Source organism: Sphingomonas sp. P2_B6 (genome assembly GCF_056404755.1).
Map to the genome: position 1 here is coordinate 50,887 of NZ_JBFUDK010000006.1, position 19,950 is coordinate 70,836.

The 19,950-nt window shown below is 67.9% G+C and carries 21 protein-coding genes and 1 tRNA gene; 11 read left to right on the forward strand and 11 right to left on the reverse strand.

Features of this window, described 5'->3' with window-relative positions; genetic code table 11:
- The first annotated feature begins 3 nt into the window (after window positions 1–3).
- Both AC1DX5_RS10375 and AC1DX5_RS10380 read left to right on the forward strand, forming a co-directional pair.
- Window positions 4–510, forward strand: a complete 507-nt coding sequence (locus AC1DX5_RS10375; protein WP_478015274.1) for a hypothetical protein — start codon at window positions 4–6, stop codon at window positions 508–510.
- 47 nt (window positions 511–557) lie between these two features.
- Complete coding sequence (locus AC1DX5_RS10380; protein WP_478015276.1) at window positions 558–1,931, forward strand: cytochrome P450; 1,374 nt, start codon at window positions 558–560, stop codon at window positions 1,929–1,931.
- A gap of 105 nt (window positions 1,932–2,036) precedes the next feature.
- On the opposite strand, the gene AC1DX5_RS10385 is transcribed toward AC1DX5_RS10380, so the two are convergent.
- Window positions 2,037–3,125 carry an alkene reductase gene (locus tag AC1DX5_RS10385; protein ID WP_478015278.1) on the reverse strand — a complete coding sequence of 363 codons (1,089 nt, stop codon included), beginning with the start codon at window positions 3,123–3,125 and terminating at the stop codon, window positions 2,037–2,039.
- A 57-nt stretch (window positions 3,126–3,182) separates the two neighbouring features.
- On the opposite strand from AC1DX5_RS10385, the gene AC1DX5_RS10390 reads away from it, so the two are divergent.
- The 6 genes from AC1DX5_RS10390 to AC1DX5_RS10415 all read left to right on the forward strand — a co-directional run bounded on the left by AC1DX5_RS10390 (window position 3,183) and on the right by AC1DX5_RS10415 (window position 9,109).
- Entirely contained in the window at window positions 3,183–4,112 is a 930-nt protein-coding gene (locus tag AC1DX5_RS10390; protein ID WP_478015280.1) for a DMT family transporter, read from the forward strand.
- Window positions 4,113–4,130: 18 nt separating this feature from the next.
- Window positions 4,131–4,793 (forward strand): COQ9 family protein, encoded by a 663-nt coding sequence (locus tag AC1DX5_RS10395; RefSeq protein ID WP_478015512.1) that lies wholly within the window; start codon window positions 4,131–4,133, stop codon window positions 4,791–4,793.
- Between the two features lie 65 nt (window positions 4,794–4,858).
- A complete protein-coding gene (locus AC1DX5_RS10400; protein ID WP_465171165.1) occupies window positions 4,859–5,113 on the forward strand; it encodes a FeoA family protein in 255 nt (84 codons plus the stop codon).
- 12 nt (window positions 5,114–5,125) lie between these two features.
- Window positions 5,126–6,985, forward strand: a complete 1,860-nt coding sequence (gene feoB, locus AC1DX5_RS10405; RefSeq protein WP_465171166.1) for a ferrous iron transporter B — start codon at window positions 5,126–5,128, stop codon at window positions 6,983–6,985.
- 10 nt (window positions 6,986–6,995) lie between these two features.
- Window positions 6,996–7,538 (forward strand): single-stranded DNA-binding protein, encoded by a 543-nt coding sequence (gene ssb, locus AC1DX5_RS10410; RefSeq protein ID WP_478015281.1) that lies wholly within the window; start codon window positions 6,996–6,998, stop codon window positions 7,536–7,538.
- A gap of 23 nt (window positions 7,539–7,561) precedes the next feature.
- Entirely contained in the window at window positions 7,562–9,109 is a 1,548-nt protein-coding gene (locus AC1DX5_RS10415; protein WP_465171168.1) for a sensor histidine kinase, read from the forward strand.
- Here AC1DX5_RS10415 and AC1DX5_RS10420 read toward each other — a convergent pair.
- The 5 genes from AC1DX5_RS10420 to AC1DX5_RS10440 form a co-directional block, all read right to left on the reverse strand.
- Entirely contained in the window at window positions 9,096–9,506 is a 411-nt protein-coding gene (locus AC1DX5_RS10420) for a response regulator (RefSeq protein WP_465171169.1), read from the reverse strand. The genes AC1DX5_RS10415 and AC1DX5_RS10420 overlap by 14 nt on opposite strands.
- A 61-nt stretch (window positions 9,507–9,567) precedes the next feature.
- Window positions 9,568–10,155, reverse strand: a complete 588-nt coding sequence (metW, locus tag AC1DX5_RS10425) for a methionine biosynthesis protein MetW (protein ID WP_478015283.1) — start codon at window positions 10,153–10,155, stop codon at window positions 9,568–9,570.
- Between the two features lie 163 nt (window positions 10,156–10,318).
- The gene (locus AC1DX5_RS10430; protein ID WP_478015284.1) at window positions 10,319–10,747 is read right to left on the reverse strand and encodes a GNAT family N-acetyltransferase; all 429 of its coding nucleotides are present in this window, start codon (window positions 10,745–10,747) and stop codon (window positions 10,319–10,321) included.
- Window positions 10,744–11,862, reverse strand: a complete 1,119-nt coding sequence (gene metX, locus AC1DX5_RS10435) for a homoserine O-acetyltransferase MetX (protein ID WP_478015286.1) — start codon at window positions 11,860–11,862, stop codon at window positions 10,744–10,746. Before metX ends, AC1DX5_RS10430 begins: the two co-directional genes overlap by 4 nt.
- A 176-nt stretch (window positions 11,863–12,038) precedes the next feature.
- Window positions 12,039–13,592, reverse strand: a complete 1,554-nt coding sequence (locus AC1DX5_RS10440; RefSeq protein WP_478015288.1) for a flavin monoamine oxidase family protein — start codon at window positions 13,590–13,592, stop codon at window positions 12,039–12,041.
- Between the two features lie 89 nt (window positions 13,593–13,681).
- On the opposite strand from AC1DX5_RS10440, the gene AC1DX5_RS10445 reads away from it, so the two are divergent.
- Entirely contained in the window at window positions 13,682–14,590 is a 909-nt protein-coding gene (locus tag AC1DX5_RS10445) for a prephenate/arogenate dehydrogenase family protein (protein WP_478015290.1), read from the forward strand.
- Window positions 14,591–14,592: 2 nt separating this feature from the next.
- On the opposite strand, the gene AC1DX5_RS10450 is transcribed toward AC1DX5_RS10445, so the two are convergent.
- The 4 genes from AC1DX5_RS10450 to ftsE are packed head-to-tail and all read right to left on the reverse strand — an operon-like array spanning window position 14,593 to window position 17,406.
- Entirely contained in the window at window positions 14,593–15,279 is a 687-nt protein-coding gene (locus AC1DX5_RS10450) for a lysophospholipid acyltransferase family protein (RefSeq protein ID WP_465171174.1), read from the reverse strand.
- Window positions 15,276–15,812 carry a YdcF family protein gene (locus AC1DX5_RS10455; protein ID WP_465171175.1) on the reverse strand — a complete coding sequence of 179 codons (537 nt, stop codon included), beginning with the start codon at window positions 15,810–15,812 and terminating at the stop codon, window positions 15,276–15,278. Before AC1DX5_RS10455 ends, AC1DX5_RS10450 begins: the two co-directional genes overlap by 4 nt.
- The gene (locus tag AC1DX5_RS10460; RefSeq protein ID WP_478015291.1) at window positions 15,809–16,702 is read right to left on the reverse strand and encodes a cell division protein FtsX; all 894 of its coding nucleotides are present in this window, start codon (window positions 16,700–16,702) and stop codon (window positions 15,809–15,811) included. Before AC1DX5_RS10460 ends, AC1DX5_RS10455 begins: the two co-directional genes overlap by 4 nt.
- A complete protein-coding gene (gene ftsE, locus AC1DX5_RS10465) occupies window positions 16,699–17,406 on the reverse strand; it encodes a cell division ATP-binding protein FtsE (protein ID WP_478015293.1) in 708 nt (235 codons plus the stop codon). The genes AC1DX5_RS10460 and ftsE overlap by 4 nt, the downstream gene beginning before the upstream one ends.
- Before the next feature lie 176 nt (window positions 17,407–17,582).
- Between ftsE and AC1DX5_RS10470 the strand changes: the two genes are divergently transcribed.
- Entirely contained in the window at window positions 17,583–18,308 is a 726-nt protein-coding gene (locus AC1DX5_RS10470; RefSeq protein ID WP_478015295.1) for an MJ0042-type zinc finger domain-containing protein, read from the forward strand.
- Here AC1DX5_RS10470 and AC1DX5_RS10475 read toward each other — a convergent pair.
- Window positions 18,259–19,647, reverse strand: coding sequence for an MATE family efflux transporter (locus AC1DX5_RS10475; RefSeq protein WP_478015296.1), 1,389 nt, complete (start codon window positions 19,645–19,647; stop codon window positions 18,259–18,261). The two genes, AC1DX5_RS10470 and AC1DX5_RS10475, sit on opposite strands and share 50 nt — an antisense overlap.
- Window positions 19,648–19,762: 115 nt before the next feature.
- Between AC1DX5_RS10475 and AC1DX5_RS10480 the strand changes: the two genes are divergently transcribed.
- Window positions 19,763–19,849 (forward strand) — tRNA-Leu (locus AC1DX5_RS10480).
- The last annotated feature ends 101 nt before the right edge of the window (window positions 19,850–19,950 follow it).

Genomic DNA, 19,950 nt, shown 5'->3' on the forward strand with positions numbered 1-19,950 from the left:
CCGATGAGCCAGGTTCCGCCCCCACGCTATCGCATCGTGGAGCGGGACCGGCGGCTGATCGTCATCGACAATTGGGCGCGCGACAAGACGCCTTCGCCGTCGCCGATTCTCCCGTCGGCCTCGGGGCGCGACCTGTTGCCGCCCAAGGCAGGCGATTCGGCCAACCCGATCGTGCGCGCGGGCGAGGACGGCGGCACCCTGCTTCGCCGGCTCGCCCTGCTCGCCTGTGTCGGGGCGGAGGACGCGGAAGGCCGCCCGATCTTCACCAGCGCCGCCTGGTTCGACACCAGGGCCAAGCGTGAATTCAGCCTGGGGCGTTCCGGCGTCGAGCGGGTGGGTGGCACGGTGCTGGTCCTGCTGATGGCGGTCGCCGCGTTCGTCCTGCTCGCCGCGGTCATCGGCTTCGAAACGCTGTTCATCCCCGTCATCCTGCTTGTGGTGATCGGCAAGAATATCCCGGCGATCGGCACGCGCTGGGTCGACAGGTTGCAGAAGCTGCCGATTGACTGACCCGGTCCAGGCCTTACTTATACGAGTGTAAGTAAGGAGAATCTCCGATGGCGCTGGCGCACACCTTCAAGGCGAACCCGCACTGGCTGCCGCGGCAGAAACCGGAGGCCATCGCCGCGATTCCGGGCGAGAATGGGCTGCCCTTCATCGGCAACACGCTGAAGCTGCTGCGCGATCCGGTGGGATTCGGCCATCGCATGGTGGCGCAGTACGGCACCGTCTATCGCAACCATGCCTTTGGCGGCCCTTCCGTCACGCTGATGGGCGCCGACGCCAACGAACTGGTGCTGTTCGACCGCGACAAGGTGTTCTCGTCCGAACAGGGCTGGGGCCCGATGCTCAACCTGCTCTTCCCGCGCGGGCTGATGCTGATGGATTTCGAGAAACACCGCGCCGACCGCAAGGTGATGTCGGTCGCGTTCAAGCCCGAGCCGATGCGCCATTATGCCGAGGCGCTGAACGCCGGCATCACGCGCACCGTTACCGGCTGGGCGAACCGGCCGCTGCGATTCTACGACGCGATCAAGGCACTGACGCTCGACCTCGCCGCCGACAGTTTTCTCGGCATGCCGCTCGGGCCGGAAGCCGACCGGATCAACCAGGCGTTCGTCGACGAGGTCCAGGCATCGGTCGCGCCGATCCGCGTGCCGCTGCCCGGCACGATCATGAGCAGGGGTGTGAAGGCGCGCGCCTATCTGGTCGAGCTGTTCCGGCGCGAGATCCCCAACAGGCGCAGCGGGGAGGGCCATGATTTCTTCTCGCAATTCTGCCGCGCGACCGACGAGGCGGGCCAGCCGCTGTCGGACGACGCGATCGCCGACCATATGAACTTCCTGATGATGGCGGCGCACGACACGATCACCTCGTCAGCGACGAGCCTGGTCATGCTGCTCGGCCGCCACCCCGAATGGCAGGACCGCCTGCGCGAGGAGATTGCCGGGCTGGGGCTCAACGACGCGGAAGGGCTGCCGTACGGCCAGCTCGACCGGCTGGTGCTGACGGACTATGCCTTCAAGGAAGCGCTGCGGCTGGTGCCGCCGGTTCCGTCGATCCCGCGGCGCGCGGTGAAGGCCTTCGACTTTGGCGGCTATCATATCCCGGCCGGGACGATGGTCGGCATCAGCCCTGCCTTCACCCACAAGATGGCCGAGCATTGGCCCGACCCGCAGACATTCGATCCGATGCGCTTCTCGCCGGAGGTCAGCAAGGGCCGGCACAAATATGCCTGGGTGCCGTTCGGCGGCGGCGCGCATATGTGCATCGGCCTGCATTTCGCGACGATGCAGATCCGCATCCTGATGGCGCAGCTATTGAGCCGCTACCGGATCGAGCTGGACGAGGGGGCGGGCGCCGAGTGGCAGGCCTGGCCGATTCCGCGGCCGAAGGATGGGCTGCCGGTGCGGTTCGTGCCGCTGGGGTGACCACCCACCACCGTTCGCCCTGAGCCTGTCGAAGGGCTGCTCTTCTCTCCACCGTCGGAACGAAGAGCAGTGCTTCTACAAGCTCAGCACGAACGGAGGGAAATTTTACTCCGCCGCGACGTCCTCGAGCGCCGGATAGTCGGTATAGCCCTCCGGCCCCTGGCTGTACCAGGTCGCCATATTGTCCGGATTGAGCGGCGCACCCTGTTGCAGGCGGACCGGCAGGTCGGGATTGGCGAGGAAGGTGCGGCCGAAGCTGATCGCATCCGCCAGGCCCGAATCGAGCGCTGCCTGGGCATCGTCGCCGAGATAATCCGAGTTGAGCACCAGCGGACCGGAAAAGGCCTGGCGAATCTCGGGCGAGAGCTTGGGCTGGTCCGACCGGCCGAACGTGCCGTCGGGGCCGGGCTCGCGCAGTTCGAGAAAGGCGATGCCGATCTCGGACAGCATCTTCGCGGCGGGCACGAACACGGCCTCCGGATTGCTGTCCTTCGCGCCCTGCGAATTGCCGTTGGGCGAGAGGCGCACGCCCGTGCGGTCGGCCCCGGCGACGCTTGCGACACGCTCGGTCACTTCGCGCAGCAGGCGCACGCGATTTTCGGGATGGCCGCCATAATGATCGTCGCGGAAGTTGGAATTGTCGCGCAGGAACTGGTCGATCAGATAGCCGTTCGCGGCGTGGATCTGCACGCCGTCGAAGCCCGCCACCAGCGCGTTGCGCGTTGCGCGCTCGTAATCGTCGAGCAGGCCGGGGAATTCGTCGAGCCGGAGCGGCCGCGCCTCCTCATAATCCTGCTTGCCATCATAGGTATGCGCCTGGCCCGGCCCGGTCGTCGCCGAAGCGGAGACCGGCTGCGCGCCGATCAGGCTCGAATGGACGATGCGGCCCATGTGCCAGAGTTGGGCGACGATCCGCCCGCCCGCGGCATGGACCTGGGCGACGACCGGCTTCCAGGCTTCGGTCTGCTCGTCGGTCCACAGGCCCGGCGCGAAGGGCCAGCCAAGGCCCTGGCGCGAAATGCCGGTCGCTTCGGAAATGATCAGCCCCGCACCGGCGCGCTGGGCGTAGTATTCGCCCATCAGCGGCTGCGGCACATGCTCGCGGGTCGAGCGGCCGCGAGTGAGCGGGGCCATCAGCACGCGGTTGGGCGCGTGGATTGCGCCGAGCTGAATCGAATCGAAGAGGCTGGGCATGAAACTGAGTTTCCTTTTGCTACCTGACGCGCCAGACATAGAACGCTAAGGGGCCGCATGCACCAGCCCGCCTCTCCAAGAAAAACTGTCGCAGCACAAAGTCCGGGCTCTCCGCGGCTGGCGTTTGCCGCGCTGATTGCTGCGAATATCATGCTCGCCTTCGGCTCCTGGTTCGTGCGCATGGCGGATACCGGGCCGGTCGCCTCGGCCTTCTGGCGCATCACGCTGGCGACGCCGATCCTGCTCGCCGCCGCCGTCGCGGGCGGCTGGCGGCCGCACCGCATCGGCAGGGGGCTGGGCCTGTTGTTCGTGCTGGCCGGAATCTGCTTCGCCGCCGATCTCGGCGCCTGGCATATCGGCATCCTCAAGACGACCCTGGCCAATGCGACCCTGTTCGGCAATTCCGCGACGCTGTTCTTCCCGGTCTATGGCTTTCTCGCGGCACGCGCGCTGCCGACCCGGATGCAGGGGATCGCGCTCGCCCTTGCGACGATCGGCGCGGCGCTGCTGATGGGACGATCCTATCAGCTCGATCCGAGGAATCTGGTCGGCGACCTGCTCTGCCTGTTCGCCGGCCTGCTCTACACCGTCTATCTGGTCTTCATGCTGCGTATCCGCGACGGCATGGCGTCATTGCCGGCCCTGGGCCTGGCGACGGGCGCCAGCATCCTGCCGCTGCTGGCCATCGCGCTGGCGATGGGCGAGCGCATCTGGCCGCATCACTGGGCGCCGCTGATCGCGATGGCGCTGGTCAGCCAGGTGCTGGGGCAGGGGCTGCTGATCTATGCGCTGGGCAGGATGTCGCCGCTGATCGTCGGCATCGCGCTGCTGGTGCAGCCCGCCGTCGCTGCCACGGTCGGCTGGGTCGTCTATCAGGAGCGGCTCGGCCTGCCCGACCTGTTCGGGGCGGTGCTGGTCGCGGTCGCGCTGGTGCTGGTGCGCGACAGGCCGGCGGCGCTTGCGCCGGCAGAAGCCGGGTCTAGATAGAGAGCGAGGAGACGCATGATGGCTGCCCTGCCCGAGGACCCGACGCTCGACGAGATTCGCGCGGCGCTGGCGCCGCTGATCGCGGCCAATGCCGCGTTCGACGGCTGGAACGGCGCCGCGCGCGACGCCGCCGCGGAGTCGGCCGGCGTCGACCGCGACGTCGCCAAGATCGCCTTTCCCGGCGGCGCGGTCGACATGATCGACGCCTGGTTCGCCGATATCGACGCGGCGATGGCGGCCCCGCTGCCGCCCGAGCGCCTCGCCACGATGAAGATCCGCGCGAAGATCACCGCGCTGGTCGAGGCGCGCCTCGCCGAGGCCGCGCCCAATCGCGAAGCATTGCGCCGGGCGCTGGCGATCCTCGCCATGCCGCAGAATCTCGTGCGCGGCGCGGCGCTGGGCTGGCGCGCGGCCGACCTGATGTGGCGCGCGGCGGGCGATACCGCGACCGACTATAATCACTATACCAAGCGCACCATCCTGGCCGGCGTCTACGCCGCGACGCTGACCGTGTTCCTCGACGACGACAGCGACGGCTGGGCCGATACCCGCGCCTTTCTCGGTCGGCGGATCGAGGGCATCATGCGCTTCGAAAAGGCCAAGGCCGGTTTCCTGGCGCGCACCGAGCACCGGCCGAGCCTGTCGCGCTTCATCGGCCGCCTCCGTTACCCGGTCGTGTGAATCGCCATTAGCGAATCGCCCGACTGGTTATTGATAATCAATCGCAACGGCCTTATTGCGGACTGGTGTCAACGCCCCTCAGCCTCGAATCATTGCCGCATCGGCAACGCGCGACCGTCGCCGCGATCGCCTGGACCGAGTTGAGCGTGCCCGAGGCACGGCGCCTGCGCGAGCTTGGCTTCGACGAAGGCGTCGGCGTCGAGGTGCTGCACCGCGCGACCCTGGGCAAGGGCCCGATCGCCTGTCGCATCGGCCGGATGACCGTTGCGCTCCGCCGCGCCGTGGCGGGCGCGATCCATGTTTCCCCCATCGCCGGCTAGATTGAGCATCCCATGAACGCTGCGCCATTGGTGGCGCTGGTCGGCAATCCCAATGCCGGCAAGAGTGCCCTGTTCAACGCGCTGACCGGTGCGCGCCAGAAGGTCGGCAATTATCCCGGCGTGACGGTAGAGCGGCATTCGGGCCGCCTCGCCCTACCCGACGGCCGTCCGGTCGAGCTGGTCGACCTGCCCGGCGCCTATAGCCTCGATCCGTCGAGCCCCGACGAACGCGTCACGCGCGACGTGGTGACCGGCACGCAGGAGGGCGAGCGGCTGCCGGACGCGCTGGTGGTGGTGGTGGATGCCGCCAATCTCGACAATCATCTGCGCTTCACGCTCCAGCTGATCGCGCTCGGGTTGCCGGTGGTGGTCGCGCTCAACATGTTCGACCTGGCCGAGCGCGACGGGCTGATCCTCGATCCCGAACGGCTGTCGCGCGAGCTGGGCGTGCCGGTGGTGCCGACCGTCGCGGTCCGGCGCCGCGGGCTGGAAGATCTCAAGGCGCGGCTGGGCGACATCCTGGTGCACGGCGCGGCCACGCCGCTGCGCGCAGGCGACGGGCGCATGCAAGAGGACATCGTCACCCTGCAGCGCCGCGCCCGCACCATCGCGGTGGCGGCGACGGTGTCCGAAACGCCAACGCGGCGCTGGGGCCATGCGCTCGACGCGATCGCGCTTCACCCGGTGGTCGGGCCGATCCTGCTGCTCGGCCTGTTGTTCGTCATGTTCCAGTCGGTATTCGCCTGGTCCCAGGCGCCGATCGGTTGGATCGAAGCGGGCATGGCCTGGCTTTCCACCCTGGCGAGCAGCGAACTGCCCGGCGGATTCCTGCGCTCGCTCGTCGTCGACGGGCTGATCGCCGGCGTCGGCGCGGTGGTGGTGTTCCTGCCGCAGATCCTGATCCTGTTCACCTTCATCCTGGTGCTCGAGGCATCGGGCTATATGGTGCGCGCCGCCTTCCTGATGGACCGGCTGATGGCGCATGTCGGCCTGTCCGGCCGTGCGTTCATCCCCTTGCTGTCGAGCTTCGCCTGCGCCGTGCCCGGCATCATGGCGACCCGCACGATCGACGACGAGAAGGACCGGCTGACCACCATATTGATCGCGCCGCTGATGACCTGCTCGGCCCGGCTGCCGGTCTATACGCTGATCATCGGCGCGCTGATTCCCAACACCCAGGTGCTGCCGTTCGTCGGGCTGCAGGGGCTGGTGATGTTCGGCCTGTACGTGCTCGGCATCGTCGGGGCGTTCGTCGCCGCGCTGGTGCTGCGGCGGACCGTGACCAAAGGCGCCTCGTCCGGCTTCATGATGGAGATGCCGAAATATCAATGGCCGCGGCTGGGCGACGTGCTGATCGGCCTGTGGAGCCGGGCACTCATCTTCCTGAAGCGCGCCGGCACCACCATCGCGCTGACGGTGGTGCTGCTCTGGGCGCTGGCGAGCTATCCGGTCGCCCCGGCCGGACAGAGGCAGAGCGATTATTCGATCGCCGGGCGCATCGCCTCGGGCATCGAAGTGGTGGTGAAACCGATCGGCTTCAATCACGACATCGCCCTCGCCCTGCTGCCCGCCATGGCGGCGCGCGAGGCAGCGGTCAGCGCGATCGCCACGGTCTATTCGATCGACAATCCCGAGGATGTGGCGGGCAAGATCAGGCTGGCGGATCGCCTGCGCGGCCGCTGGAGCCTGCCGACGGCGCTCGCCTTCCTGATGTGGTTCGTCTTCGCGCCGCAGTGCATCTCGACCATCGCGGTTACCCGACGCGAGACCAATGGCTGGAAATGGCCGGCGTTCATGGTTGGCTATTTGTTCGCGCTCGCCTACATCGCTGCAGGGGCGACCTATTGGGCCGCTATCGGACTCGGTTTGTAGGAAGAAGCATATGGCGGGCAGCGTCAACAAGGTCATTCTCGTCGGCAATCTGGGGCGCGACCCCGAGAGCCGCTCCTTCCAGAACGGCGGCAAGGTGGTGAACCTGCGCATCGCCACCTCCGATACCTGGAAGGACAAGAACACCGGCGAGCGCAAGGAAAAGACCGAATGGCATTCGGTCGCGATCTTCAACGAAGGTCTTGCGAACGTCGCGGAGCGCTATCTGCGCAAGGGCAGCAAGGTCTATATCGAAGGCGCGCTGCAGACCCGTAAGTGGCAGGACGCCCAGGGCCAGGACAAATATTCGACCGAGATCGTGCTGCAGGGCTTCAATTCCGTCCTGACCATGCTCGACGGCGCGCCCGGTGGCGGCGGCGGTTCGGGCGGCGGCGGCTTTGGTGGCGGCCAGCGCGACGATTTCGGCGGCAATGACGATTTCGGCGGCGGATCGTCGGGCGGCTATGGTGGCGGCGCGAGCCGTGGCGGCGGGGCGCCCGCCAATCGCGGCAGCAGCAGCTTTGCGGACGATCTCGACGACGACGTGCCCTTCTGAGCGTTTCGCGCGTTCATCGGTTTATGAGCGAGACACCATCGGCCCGGTCGGCCGCACCATCCACCGGGACGATCGACGAGACGGTGCGCGACAGCGCGATCGCCGCGCATGACATCGAATCGCTGCGCGACAGCGAGGAGCTGAAGCGGATCACCGATTTCGCCGCGGCGCTGTGCGCGGCGCCGGTCGCCCTGGTCAATCTGGTCGACCGGCACCGCCAGCATTTCATCGCCCGCACCGGCTATGACGCGCCCGAAGGCCCGCCCGAGACGAGTTTCTGCACCGTCACGATGCGGGCGCGGGGCATCATGGTCGTGCCCGACGCGACGCGCGATCCCCGCTTCGCCGACAATCCGCAGGTCATCGGCGCGCCGTTCATCCGGTTCTATGCCGGCGTGCCGCTGCTCTCGGATGATGGCGTACCGCTCGGCGCGCTGTGCGTGATCGATACCAATCCCCGTGACGGACTGACGTCATTGCAGCATCAGGGGCTCGCCACCCTGGCCGACGCGGTGATGGCGCGTCTGCGCGACAGTCGTGACGCCGCGGCCTGGCGCGCCAGCGAGAGCGCCGCCAGCCGCGCGCTCAACGAAAGCGAACACCGTTTCCGCGTGCTCGCCGATGCCATGCCGCAAATGGTCTGGTCGACTCTGCCCGACGGCTATCACGATTATTACAATGCACGCTGGTACGAGTTTACCGGCATGCCCGAAGGGTCGACCGACGGCGAGCAGTGGAACGGCATGTTCCACCCCGAAGACCAGCCCCGCGCCTGGGAGTCCTGGCGTCATTCGCTCGCGACGGGCGATCCCTATCAGATCGAATATCGTCTGCGCCGCGCCGATGGCGACTATCGCTGGACGCTCGGCCGCGCCTTGCCGCTACGCGACGAATCGGATGCGATCGTGCGCTGGTTCGGCACCTGCACCGATATCCATGAGCAGAAGGAAGCCAGCGAGGAGCGCGAAGTGATCGCGCAGGAGCTGAGCCACCGTATCAAGAACATCTTCGCCGTGATCGCCGGGCTGGTCGGCTTCGCCGCGCGGACCAAGCCCGAACTGGCGAGTATTGCCGAGGATCTGCGTGCGCGGATCACCGCGCTCGGCCGGGCGCATGATTTCGTCCGGCCGCACAGCGCGAAGTCACGGCCGGCGGTAGCGCAGGACAGCCTGCATGGCCTGCTGGGCGAGCTTTTTCGTCCCTATCAGTCGGCCAATCAGAAACGCATCGTCATCAGCGGCAGCGATGTGGAGATCGACGATCGTTCGACGACACCGCTCGCCCTGCTGTTCCATGAACTCGCGACCAACGCGACCAAATATGGCGCGCTGGTCAACGACACCGGCCGAATCTTCCTCGACATCGCGACCGGGGAGGCGGGCGTGGTCCTGCGCTGGAGGGAAAGCGGCGGGCCTGCGGTGACGTCACCCGACGGGATGACGGGTTTCGGGTCGCAGTTGATGGAAATGAGCGCGGTACGGCAGCTGGGGGGCACGATCGACCGCGACTGGCGGCCGGAGGGCCTGGTGGTGACGATAAAGGTGCCGGCGCGCGCGTTCAGCCGCCGCTGATGTCGCGGTCCAGCAGCACCAGATCGTCATTGGCCGCCGCGCCATGCGGCGTGCCGGCGCTGGCCATCGCCGCGGCGGCCAGGATCGCCGCCTCCGAAAAGGGCTTGCGGATATAGCCGAGCGCGCCTTCGCCCGCGCCGATCTGGGCCGGGTTGGCGGTCACGAAAATCACCTTCACGCCGTAATCCCGCGCCAGCGTGGCGGCGAGATCGGGCCCGGTCGGGCCGTCGCGCAGGTTCACGTCGACCAAGGCGAAATGACAGTCGTCGGCGGCTTCGATCGCACCGCTGCGATCAGCCGCGATCGCCTTCACATGATAGCCGGCATCCGTGAGGATTCGCTCGAGATCGAGCGCCACAAAGATCTCGTCTTCAACGATAAGGGCGGTAGTCGGCATGGATTCCTCTAAGGTTTCCTGCCGCGAACACCTGACGGCACTGAAGAGTTCCTGATCGAAATCAATTCTTCAGCAGAAATACCGCATGTTCGGCGAAGAAATTGGCCGCCGCCGAGGTCGTGCGCTTGTCGCCCGACAGGAACCACGCCCCCTCGACCGTGATGCCGCGGCCTTTCACGAAGGCGCGGAAATCGTCGATCGTGACATGGTGGATATTGGGCGTGTCGTACCATTGTTCGGGCAGCAGCCGGGTCACCGGCATCCGCCCACCCCACATCAGCGAGGTGCGCCCGCGCCAGTGCGCGAAATTGGGGAAGGACACAAAGGCTCGCCGACCGATCCGGAGCAGATGATCGAGAACCACGTCCGGGCGCCGCGTCGTCTGCAGCGTCTGGCTGAGGATCGCATAGTCGAAGCTGGCCTCGGGATAGCCCGCCAGGTCCGAATCCGCGTCGCCCTGGATCACCGACAGTCCGCGCGAGACCGCGGCGGCGACATTGCCCGCGTCGATCTCGAGCCCGCGCGCATCGACGCCTTTTCCATCGCGCAGCGCGGCCATCAATGCCCCGTCACCGCAGCCGACATCCAGAATGCGGCTGCCCGGCGCGACATTGTCGGCGATGATCGCGAGATCGGGACGGAGGGTCATTTCTTCCTTCTCCCTTTGCGGGAGAAGGTGGCGCGAAGCGCCGGATGAGGGGGAATGAGGTTCGAGACGCTCGCGAGTGTCCCCCTCACCCTTCCCACGCCTTCGGCGTAGGCCCCTTCCCTCTCACACAGGGGGAGAGGGAAAGAAGGATCGAAGCGCGAACTCATGTCGTTGCCCCATACACGTCGGGACGATGGCGCTGCATGAACAGCGCCGTATCGGTTACCCGCTCCCAGCCGAGCGTCTCGTACACGCCATGCGCGTCGCGCGTGGCGAGGAGCCAGCGCCGCAGCCCCTGAAGGTCGGGCAGCGCCTGAAGCGCCGTCACCATCGCGCGCGCGATACCCTGGCCGCGATAGGGTTCGAGCACATAGACATCGGCGAGGTACGCGAAGGTCGCCCCGTCGCTGACAACGCGCGCGAAGCCGATCTGCGCGTCGCCGTCGAAGGCACCGATGCAGAAGGAGCCGCGGATCGCCCGTTCCACCACGTCACGCGGTATGCCGGCGGCCCAATAGCTCGTGACGAGATAGGCATGGATCGCGTCCGCCTGCATCTCGGCGCGATCGGTCGACAGGCGAAATGTCGTCATGCGCCCGCCCTCAGGAAGCCGTCGATCACCCGGTTCATGCCGGGCGAATCGAGCAGGAAGGCGTCATGCCCGAACGGGCTGTTGAGTTCGACGAAACTGACCGGCGCGCCCGCGGCGTTGAGGGCGTGGACGATCGACCGCGATTCGGCCGTGGGGTAGAGCCAGTCGGTGTCGAAGCTGATCAGGCAGAAGCGCGCCGTGCTCGCGCGAAAGGCATTGGCGAGCACCCCGCCATGTTCCTCCGCGAGATCGAAATAGTCGGTCGCGCGGGTGATGTAGAGATAGGAATTGGCGTCGAACCGGTCGACGAAGCTGATCCCCTGGTGCCGCAAATAGCTTTCCACCTGGAAATCGGCGTCGAAGCCGAAGCTCTTGGCGCTGCGCGTCTGCAGGCGGCGGCCGAATTTCTCAGTCAGCCCCGCTTCCGACAGATAGGTGATGTGCGCGGCCATGCGCGCGACGGCGAGCCCGGCTGCGGGAGGATCGCCATTCTCGTAATAGTCGCCGCCGCGCCAGTTCGGATCGGCCATCACCGCCTGGCGACCGACTTCGTGAAAGGCGATATTCTGCGCCGTGTGGCGTGCCGCCGAGGCAATGACGATCGCTGCCTTCACCCGCTCGGGGAAGGTCGCCGACCAGCTCAGCGCCTGCATGCCGCCCATCGATCCGCCGGTTACGGCCGCCAGGCTGTCGACGCCGAGATGGTCGAGCAACATCGCCTGCGCGCGCACCATGTCGCGGATGGTGATGACCGGGAAGCTCATCCCCCAGGGCTTGCCGGTCGCCGGATTGACCGTCGCCGGCCCCGAAGAGCCAGTGCAGCCGCCGAGCACATTGCTGCAGATGATGAAATGGCGATCGGGGTCGACCGGCTTTCCCGGGCCGACCAGCCGGGTCCACCAGCCGGGCTTGCCCGTAATCGGATGGTTGCTCGCGACATTCTGGTCGCCGGTCAGCGCATGACAGATCAGGATCGCGTTGCCGCCGTTCGCGTCGAGCGTGCCATAGGTCTCGTACGCGATATCGACCGGCGACAGCAGTGCGCCGCCATCGAGCTTCAACGGCCCGGGCAGGGTGACATGGCGATCCAGACCGAAACGTTGATCAGCCGTCATGTGAATTCCGCAAACCGACGGCCAAATCCCAGACCCGTTCGTGCTGAGCTTGTCGAAGCACTGCTTTTCCTGCGTCGAATAGAAGAACAGCCCTTCGACAAGCTCAGGGCGAACGGAGGGAGTGCGTTAGGCCGCGATGCGGCGCCATTCAAGCTTTGGCGTTCACGCGCTGGCGTTCAGGCGTGTTGCGCGGCCATGATCGCCTGGGCGGCCATCCGGCCGGTCTGCGCGCCGCCGTTCATATAGCCTGGATAGGCATCCGACAGATGCTCGCCGGCGAACTGGAGCCGGCCGGACAGCGCATGGTGCCTCGGCCCGCTTTCGCCCTCGACCCAGATCAGCTCCCCGAAGCGAGTGAGCTGGCCCGGCCGGAAATTGACATAGGCGCCGAGCGTCAGCGGATCGCGGTGCCAGCCGGTACGCCGCACCACGCCGCTCATCGCCGCGCCGAAGCCGGGAACGCCCCCTTCCGCCATCGCGGCGAAGCGTCGGGCGAGCTGGCCGGGGTCCATCGTATCGGCCGCGCTGAGTTCGTCGCCACCGAGGAACCAGGTCCACACGCTGCCGGCATCGGCTGCCGGACGAATGCCGCCGTCCCAGCCGAGCGCCGCACCTGCCGAGGCATCGGTCTGCCACAGTTCGCCGCCACGCCCCATCGGCCCTTCCCAGGGGCGCGACGTCATGACCGCCTGGACCTTCTCGTTCCGGCCCAGCTCCACCTCGGCGATGAACCGGCGCCACAGCGGCGGCAGCGGCACGCGGAAATCGATCTGGCGCATCAGCGGCGCCGGCACCGCGACGATCACGGCCCCGGCGCGGGCGGCGGTGCCGTCGAGGAAGGCCAGGCATGCGCCAGCGCCCTGCGCGTCGATCCGCAACAGCCTTTTGCCGGTCTCGATGCGGCTGGCGAGCTTCGCCTGCATCGCCGCGATCAGCGCACCACTGCCGCCCTCGATCAGATAGCGCTCGTCGCTATGGCTGAGCACATCGACCTGTTCGCCATCCACGGTCGGCAGGTTGAACACCAGCTCGATCGCCGAAGCCTGGCCCGGCTCCACGCCATATTCGGTGCGGCTGGTCGCCTCCATCAGCTGGCGCACCCAGGGCAGCGGCAATTTGTCGGCATGCTTGTCGAGATATCCGGCGATCGAGAGGCGGTCGAGTTCGCGCGCCGTCCGGTCATAGTCCTTGTCGAGCAGATCCGAATCCAGCGCGATCTGCGCGGCGATCGGGCGGAGTGCTTCAGCCAGCGCCGCCGTCGACAGCACCGCGCCGTTGGCGAGCACGATGGTACGGTGCGCCTCGCCTTTGCGGTCGATCAGGCCGATGCCGAACGCCTTGGCCAGCTTGTGCATGTCGTGATGGTCGGTGTTGACCAGCTGCCCGCCGATCTCCATCGGCACGCCGTCCGCCGGACGGTGCGTGAACATGCGCCCACCGAGGCGCGGGCGTGCCTCATAAAGGCGCGCATCGATGCCGGCCCCGGCGAGATGCCACAGGGCCGTCAGCCCGGCGATACCGCCGCCGATGATCGCGACCGGTCCATGGATGGGCGCGGCGCGAAGCGGGCGCGGTACCGCAGCGGCCAGGCCGGCCGCGCCGATCGCCTTGAGCAGGGCGCGCCGGCTCATGCCCGGCGCGCCCTCGACCGGCGGCTTCTCCCCCGCCGCCGCCAGATTCATCCGGCGCGCCGATTCCAGTGCCTGCCAGAAAATCGTGCTGCCCCGCATGATCATCCCCTCGCTTTGTCGCCTCCGTAACAGATACGCGATCGAGCGTCAGCTTGCGTTGGCGCAAGCCATGAGCCATGCGGACGCCCATGCTTCCGTTCGCCCGCGTCACCATCATCGGCATTGGCCTGATCGGTTCCTCGATCGCGCGCGCCGTGCGCGCCCAGATGCCGACGGTACGGCTGACCGGCCATGACGCCGATGGCGAGGTGCGCGCGATCGCCGACCGGCTCCAGCTATTCGACGACATCACCGACACCGCCGGCGCGTCAGTGATCGATGCCGACCTGGTCATCCTGTGCGTGCCGGTCGGGGCGATGGGCGTAGTGGGCAGGGAGATCGCCGCCGACTTGCCCGCGGATGCCGTCGTCAGCGACGTCGGATCGTGCAAGGAGGATGTCGTCCGCGCCCTGGCCGAGGCGCTGCCCGGCGCGACGGTCGTCCCGGCGCACCCCGTCGCGGGCACGGAGCGCAGCGGGCCCGAGGCCGGGTTCGCCACCCTGTTCCACAAAAGGTGGTGCATCGTTACCCCGCCGGAGGGCGCCAATCCGGTCGCGGTCGAGCGCGTCAGCGAATTCTGGCGGCGGCTGGGCGCCGAGGTGGAGACGATGGAACCCGGCCATCACGACCGCGTGCTCGCCATCACCAGCCATTTGCCGCACCTTATCGCCTACACCATCGTCGGCACCGCTTCCGACATGGAAGAGGTCACCCGCAGCGAAGTGATCAAATATTCGGCCGGCGGTTTTCGCGACTTCACCCGCATCGCCGCGTCCGACCCGACGATGTGGCGCGACGTGTTCCTCGCCAATCGCGAGGCAGTGCTCGACATGCTCCAGCGCTTTTCCGAGGACCTGTCGGCGCTGCAGCGCGCGATTCGCTGGGGCAAGGGTGACGAACTGTTCGACCTGTTCACCAGGACCCGGGCGATCCGGCGCGGCATCATCGAACAGGGCCAGGACGATCCTGCGCCCGATTTCGGCCGCACCCACGACTGATCCTATCTGTCGAGCGCGTTGATCGCTTCGTGCACCCGGCGCTCGGCCTCGGCGCGGGGCAACCCCGGCGGAATCGGCTCGCCGAAGCGGAAGGTCACCACGCCGGGCAGCTTGGGGCCGTGCTTGGGCCAGACCTTGCCGCTGTCGATCGCGACCGGAATCACCGGGATCTTGAGCATCTGGTACAGGCCGGCAAAACCCGCCCGCAGCGGCGGCTGCTCGCCCGGCGGCACGCGGGTGCCCTCGGGAAAGATCAGGATCGAGCGCCCCAGCGCCAGCTCGGCCTGGCCCTCGCGCACCATCCGCCGGAGCGCGCCCGCCGATGCCTCGCGATCGACGACGATGACGCCGTAACGCCGCGCCGCCCAGCCCCAGACCGGAATCGAGGCCAGTTCCTGCTTCATCACGATCGCCGGCGTGCGCAGCAGGCGGCCCAGCTCGAGCGTTTCGTACATCGCCTGGTGCTTGGCGGCATAGATGACCGGACCGGACGCGAACATGGTGCCTTCCACCCGGCGATGGATGCCCAGGATATGCTCGGTCGCCCAGCCATGGAGCTTCGTCCACAAATGCGTGTGGACGATCAGCGCCTCGCGGCCGAACAACGCGGTGATCGGGGTCAGCAGCACGATCGGCACCGAAAGGCCGTAGAAGACGATCATGAACAGGATCGTGCGAAGCCAGCTCATGTCCCGATCCCCAGCCAGAGCGCCACGCGCCGAAGCAGCAGCTTGTTGTACTCGGCGACCAGCAGGCCGAAGCGCGGATGGCTCGGCACGCCGTCCCCCAGCACCACGACATCGCCGTCCAGCGCGTTGGTCAGTTCCAGCCGTGCCCGGGCGAGGTGCCAGTCCGACGTGACCAGCCGCACCGATTTATATCCATGCCGCTTCACCCAGGCCGCCGTCTCCTCGGCGTTGGACCGGGTGTCGACCGCCTCGCGGCCGAGATCGATGCAGCAGGCGAACAGCGACGGCGCCTCGCGATATTCATGCGCGAGCTCGACCGGACGCACTTCGGGCGCGACGCCGGTCACCAGCATGCGTTTCGCGGCATGGGCCTTGAGCAGCACGATGCCACGATCGATCCGTCCCGCACCGCCAGTCGGCACCACGATGGCATCAGTCTTCGAATGATCGAGCGGTTTGGGCATGGCGAGCAGGAACAGCCCGAAGCCCAGTGCCCAGAGCAGCGCCAGCACGCCCAGGGTGCGGATGATCACAGGATCCGCCTCAGCGCGCCGAGCACCGCGAACCGCGCCGCCTGGGCCGCGAGCAGGGCGAAGGCGAGCGGCAGCATGGCAAGCAGAAACCAGTCGCTCGTCGACAGCTGCATCTCCCCCAGCAGGTCCGAACCCAGTGCCGCCAGCTGCATCCCGACCAGCAGCACGATCCCCGCGGCGACCAGCGTCCCGAATGCGCCGCCGAGCAACGTGTCGAGCGCGATCCGCTGCTGGAACAGGCGCGCGACCTGCGCGTCGGTCGACCCCAACATGTGCAGCACCTCGATCGTGTCGCGATGCGTCTCCAGCCCGGCGCGCGCCGCGAGGATGACGACGGCGGCGGTGGCGGCGGCGATCAGCATAACCAGCCCGACGGCGAGCCAGGTGACCATGGTCATGACATCGCTGACCGGTGACATCCAGCGTTCGTGCCGGTCGACCCGGGCCGCCGGCGCGACCGCGCGCACCGCGCTTGTCACCCGGGCAGTGGCGGCGTCGCTGGCGGCGCGGAGGTCGACATCGATCATCGCCGGCATCGGCAGATCGGGATCGGCCCCGTCCGGCCCGAGCCAGGGACCGAGCAATCGCGACAGCTCGGCACGGCTCACCTCGACGGCGCGCGCCACGTCGGGCAGGCGGCGCAACGCCGCCAGCGCCCTTGCCGTCTGATCGTCGCGGGCGCGGGCGCCCGGCTCGACGATCTGCACCGTCAGCCGCCCGGCGAGCTGCCGGTCGAGCCCCTTGGCGGCACTCAGCGTGCCGAGGCCCAGCGCGGCCGCCAGCACCGTGAGGAACAGCATGATCGCCATGATCCACATCATCGCGCGCGTGCCCCGGCGCGCGTCGAGCAGGCGGCGATCGGCGGCGGAGGAAATCAGCCGGACGCTCATACGGGCTCCGCCGGCGGCGGGAAGCGCAGCGATCCGGTGGGATCGAGCAGGCGCCCCTTGTCGAGCCGCATCATATGCGCATTGGGGATGCGGCTGAGCAGATGGAAATCATGCGTCGCGACGACCACCGTGGTGCCGAGACGGTTGAGCGAGTCGAACAGGTGGAGCAGGCGTTCCGCCATGTCGGGATCGACATTGCCGGTCGGCTCGTCGGCGACGAGGATTTCGGGCCGGCCGATCACGGCCCTGGCGATCGCCACGCGCTGCTGCTCGCCGCCCGACAGGGTCTGCGGCCTGGCCTTGACCCGGTCGGACAGGCCGACCCAGGCGAGCATCTCGCGCACCGGCGCCTCGATATCGCTTTCGGGCACGCCGGAGACGCGCAGGGGAAGCGCGATATTGTCATAAGCCGAGAGGTGCGGGACGAGCCGGAAGTCCTGGAACACCACCCCGATCCGCCGCCGGAAACCCGGCAGCCGCTTGCGCGGCAGCGTCACCGCATCCTCGCCGAACAGCCGGATCATCCCCCGGGTCGGGCGTTGCGAGAGGTAGAGCAGCTTCAGCAGCGAGGTCTTGCCGGCGCCGCTCGTGCCGGTGAGAAAATAGAAGGCGCCAGTCGACAGCGTGAAGCTGACGTCGGACAACGTCTCCTGGCCGGTGCCGTAGCGCAGCCCAACATTTTCGAACTGGACGATATTCGCCATTACCGGCGCAACGCTCGCTTCATGACTGATGCCCCGGCCCCGCCATCGCACGTTCCGGGCGCGCGCCACAAGCATGGGCATGAGCGCCCTCGCCCGAAAGGCTTGCCACGACGCGCTGGTGCGTGCTTAGATTCGGGACAGGCGCGGCGCCCTCCGCAGCGCCAGAAGCGGCCAAGATGATCCTCGAATGCACTCAATGCCATTCCCGCTACATGGTCCCCGATTCAGCGATCGGTGCCGAAGGCCGGACCGTGCGATGCGCGAGCTGCAAGCATAGCTGGTTCCAGCCGGGCCAGGTGCTCGATCTGGTCGCGCGCGCCGAAGCGGCCGACGCGCCGGCGCGCGGCGCTGCCGCCGTGCCGCCCGTTCAGCCCGCCGTTCATGCCCCCATTCAACCGGACGTCGACATCGCGCCGCCGGGCACCGCGCCCGACTATGATGCCTTCGCGCACCAGCCGCCCTTCACCCGGCGCCGCAGCAGCGCGCAGCGCTGGATACTGGCCGCCCTCGTGGCGGGTCTGGCGATCCTGGCGGGGGCCGCCGCGATCCTCTATCTCGGCGCACCGGGGATCGCCCAGCAATTCGGCCTGCCGATCGGCACCCCGGAAACGCCGCTTAGGATCGTCAACAATCCGATCGACCGCCGCCACCTCGCCAATGGCAGCGAGATGTTCGCGATCAGCGGCAAGGTGGTGAACCCGACGGACCGGCGCCAGCGCGTCCCCGATATCCGGGTGGAGCTGAAGGACGCCCAGAAACGGCTGGTCTATAGCTGGGTCATCCGGCCGGAAACGATGTCGCTGGCCCCGCACGGCTCGGTCGAGTTCAACAGCGCGAAGCTCGACGTGCCGGTCAATTCGAAACAGCTGGTGCTGAGCTTTTCCGGCGAATCCGCCAACTGACCAGGGCGAAGCGGCTGCCGTGGAGCAAGGTCGCCGCCACCATGCCGATACCCGACGCATAGACCAGCCCGGTCAGGCCCCATCCGAGATGAATCAGCCCCCAGCCCGCCCCGCCCGTCACCAGGAAGAAGGCGATGATGCTGTTGGCCCCGGCCACGACCTGGTCGCCGAGCGAGCGCAGCGCATAGACGAACACCACCTGCACCCCGTCGAACAGGATGAACGGCGCCCATAACGGCACCATCGCCAGCGCGAGCATGTGCACTTCGCCCGTCGCCGGGAACAACGCGACGACACCGGCGCGCCCGATCACCAGCAGCAGGGCGAGCAGCGCGGTGAGCAGCGCCGCGATCGACGCGGCGATCACCGTGCGCGGCAGGGCCTGGCGCGGCACGCCCTCGCCGACCGCATTGCCGACTCGCACGCCCGTCGCCGATCCCAGGCCGAGCGCGACGGAGAAGGTGACGTTGTGGATCGCGAACACGATCTGGAAGGCATGGGCCGCCGCATCGCCGAGCCGGGTGGACAGCGCGATCAGGATCGAAAAGCCCGCCAGCTCGAGCCCCGACGCGATCGCCGGCACCATCCCGAACGCCGCCAGCCGTACCGCGCCGGCGGGAACGCCACGCCACGCCGCGAGGGAGAGGTCGTGCACGCCGCGCAGCGTCGCCCGCGGCAAGGTCCAGGCAGCGCCGATCATGCCGAAGGCGCCGATCGCCGACGCGATCGCGGTCGCCGCCGCCGCCCCGACCGCGCCCAGCGCCGGCAACCCGAGATGACCGCCGGACAGCGCCCAGGCGAGTACGGCATTGAGCGGGAGAATCGCGAGATTGACCGTCGTCACCCGGCGCGGGCGGCTGACCCCTTCGAGGAAGAAACTGGCCGCGACGATGATCAGCTGGAACGGAAAGCAAAGCGCCATCACCTGGACGACGCGCGCCGCCCGGGGGACCAGCGCATCCGCCACCCCCATGCCAGCCAGCATCGGCGCGGCAAAGAGCAACAGCGCCAGCCCGGCCAGGCTGCCCAGCACCAGCGCGAGCAACAGGCCCTCGCGCAGCACCGCGCCGGTGCGCCCGAGATCGCCCGCGCCGTCAGCGCGCGAGGCATGGACCAGCACCCCCGACAAGGCGGCGAGCCCGGCGACGATCGCGACGAAGGTCAGCGACCGGCTCGCGCCCAGGGCTGCGACTTCCTCCGTGCCGACCAGCCCGACCACGACGACATCAGTGACGTGCAGGATCGTCCAGTTGAGGCTGGTCAGCATCACCGGCCAGGCAAGACCGAGGATTCGCCGCGTTTCGTCACCGATCGGATAGGAGAGGGGCGAGCCGGGCATCGCGCCCTGCTAGCGATCGAACGCTGTGCGGGATAGAGCAGTTGCCATTGCCGCAATGCCTTGCTAGGGGCGCTCCCCTACCAGCTGCCGGGGCTTGTCCGGCGGTGTTTCACGTGCGGCCGTGGCGGAAYTGGTAGACGCGCARCGTTGAGGTCGYTGTGGGCGAAAGCCCGTGGAAGTTCGAGTCTTCTCGRCCGCACCACTTTCTTCAGCAGGGCCGGGCCCTGATCGGCGGGGACGGACGATTGTCCGTCCCTTTCCCGTTATGCGGCATGGCCGACCCGGCCGATTTGGCCGGCCCCG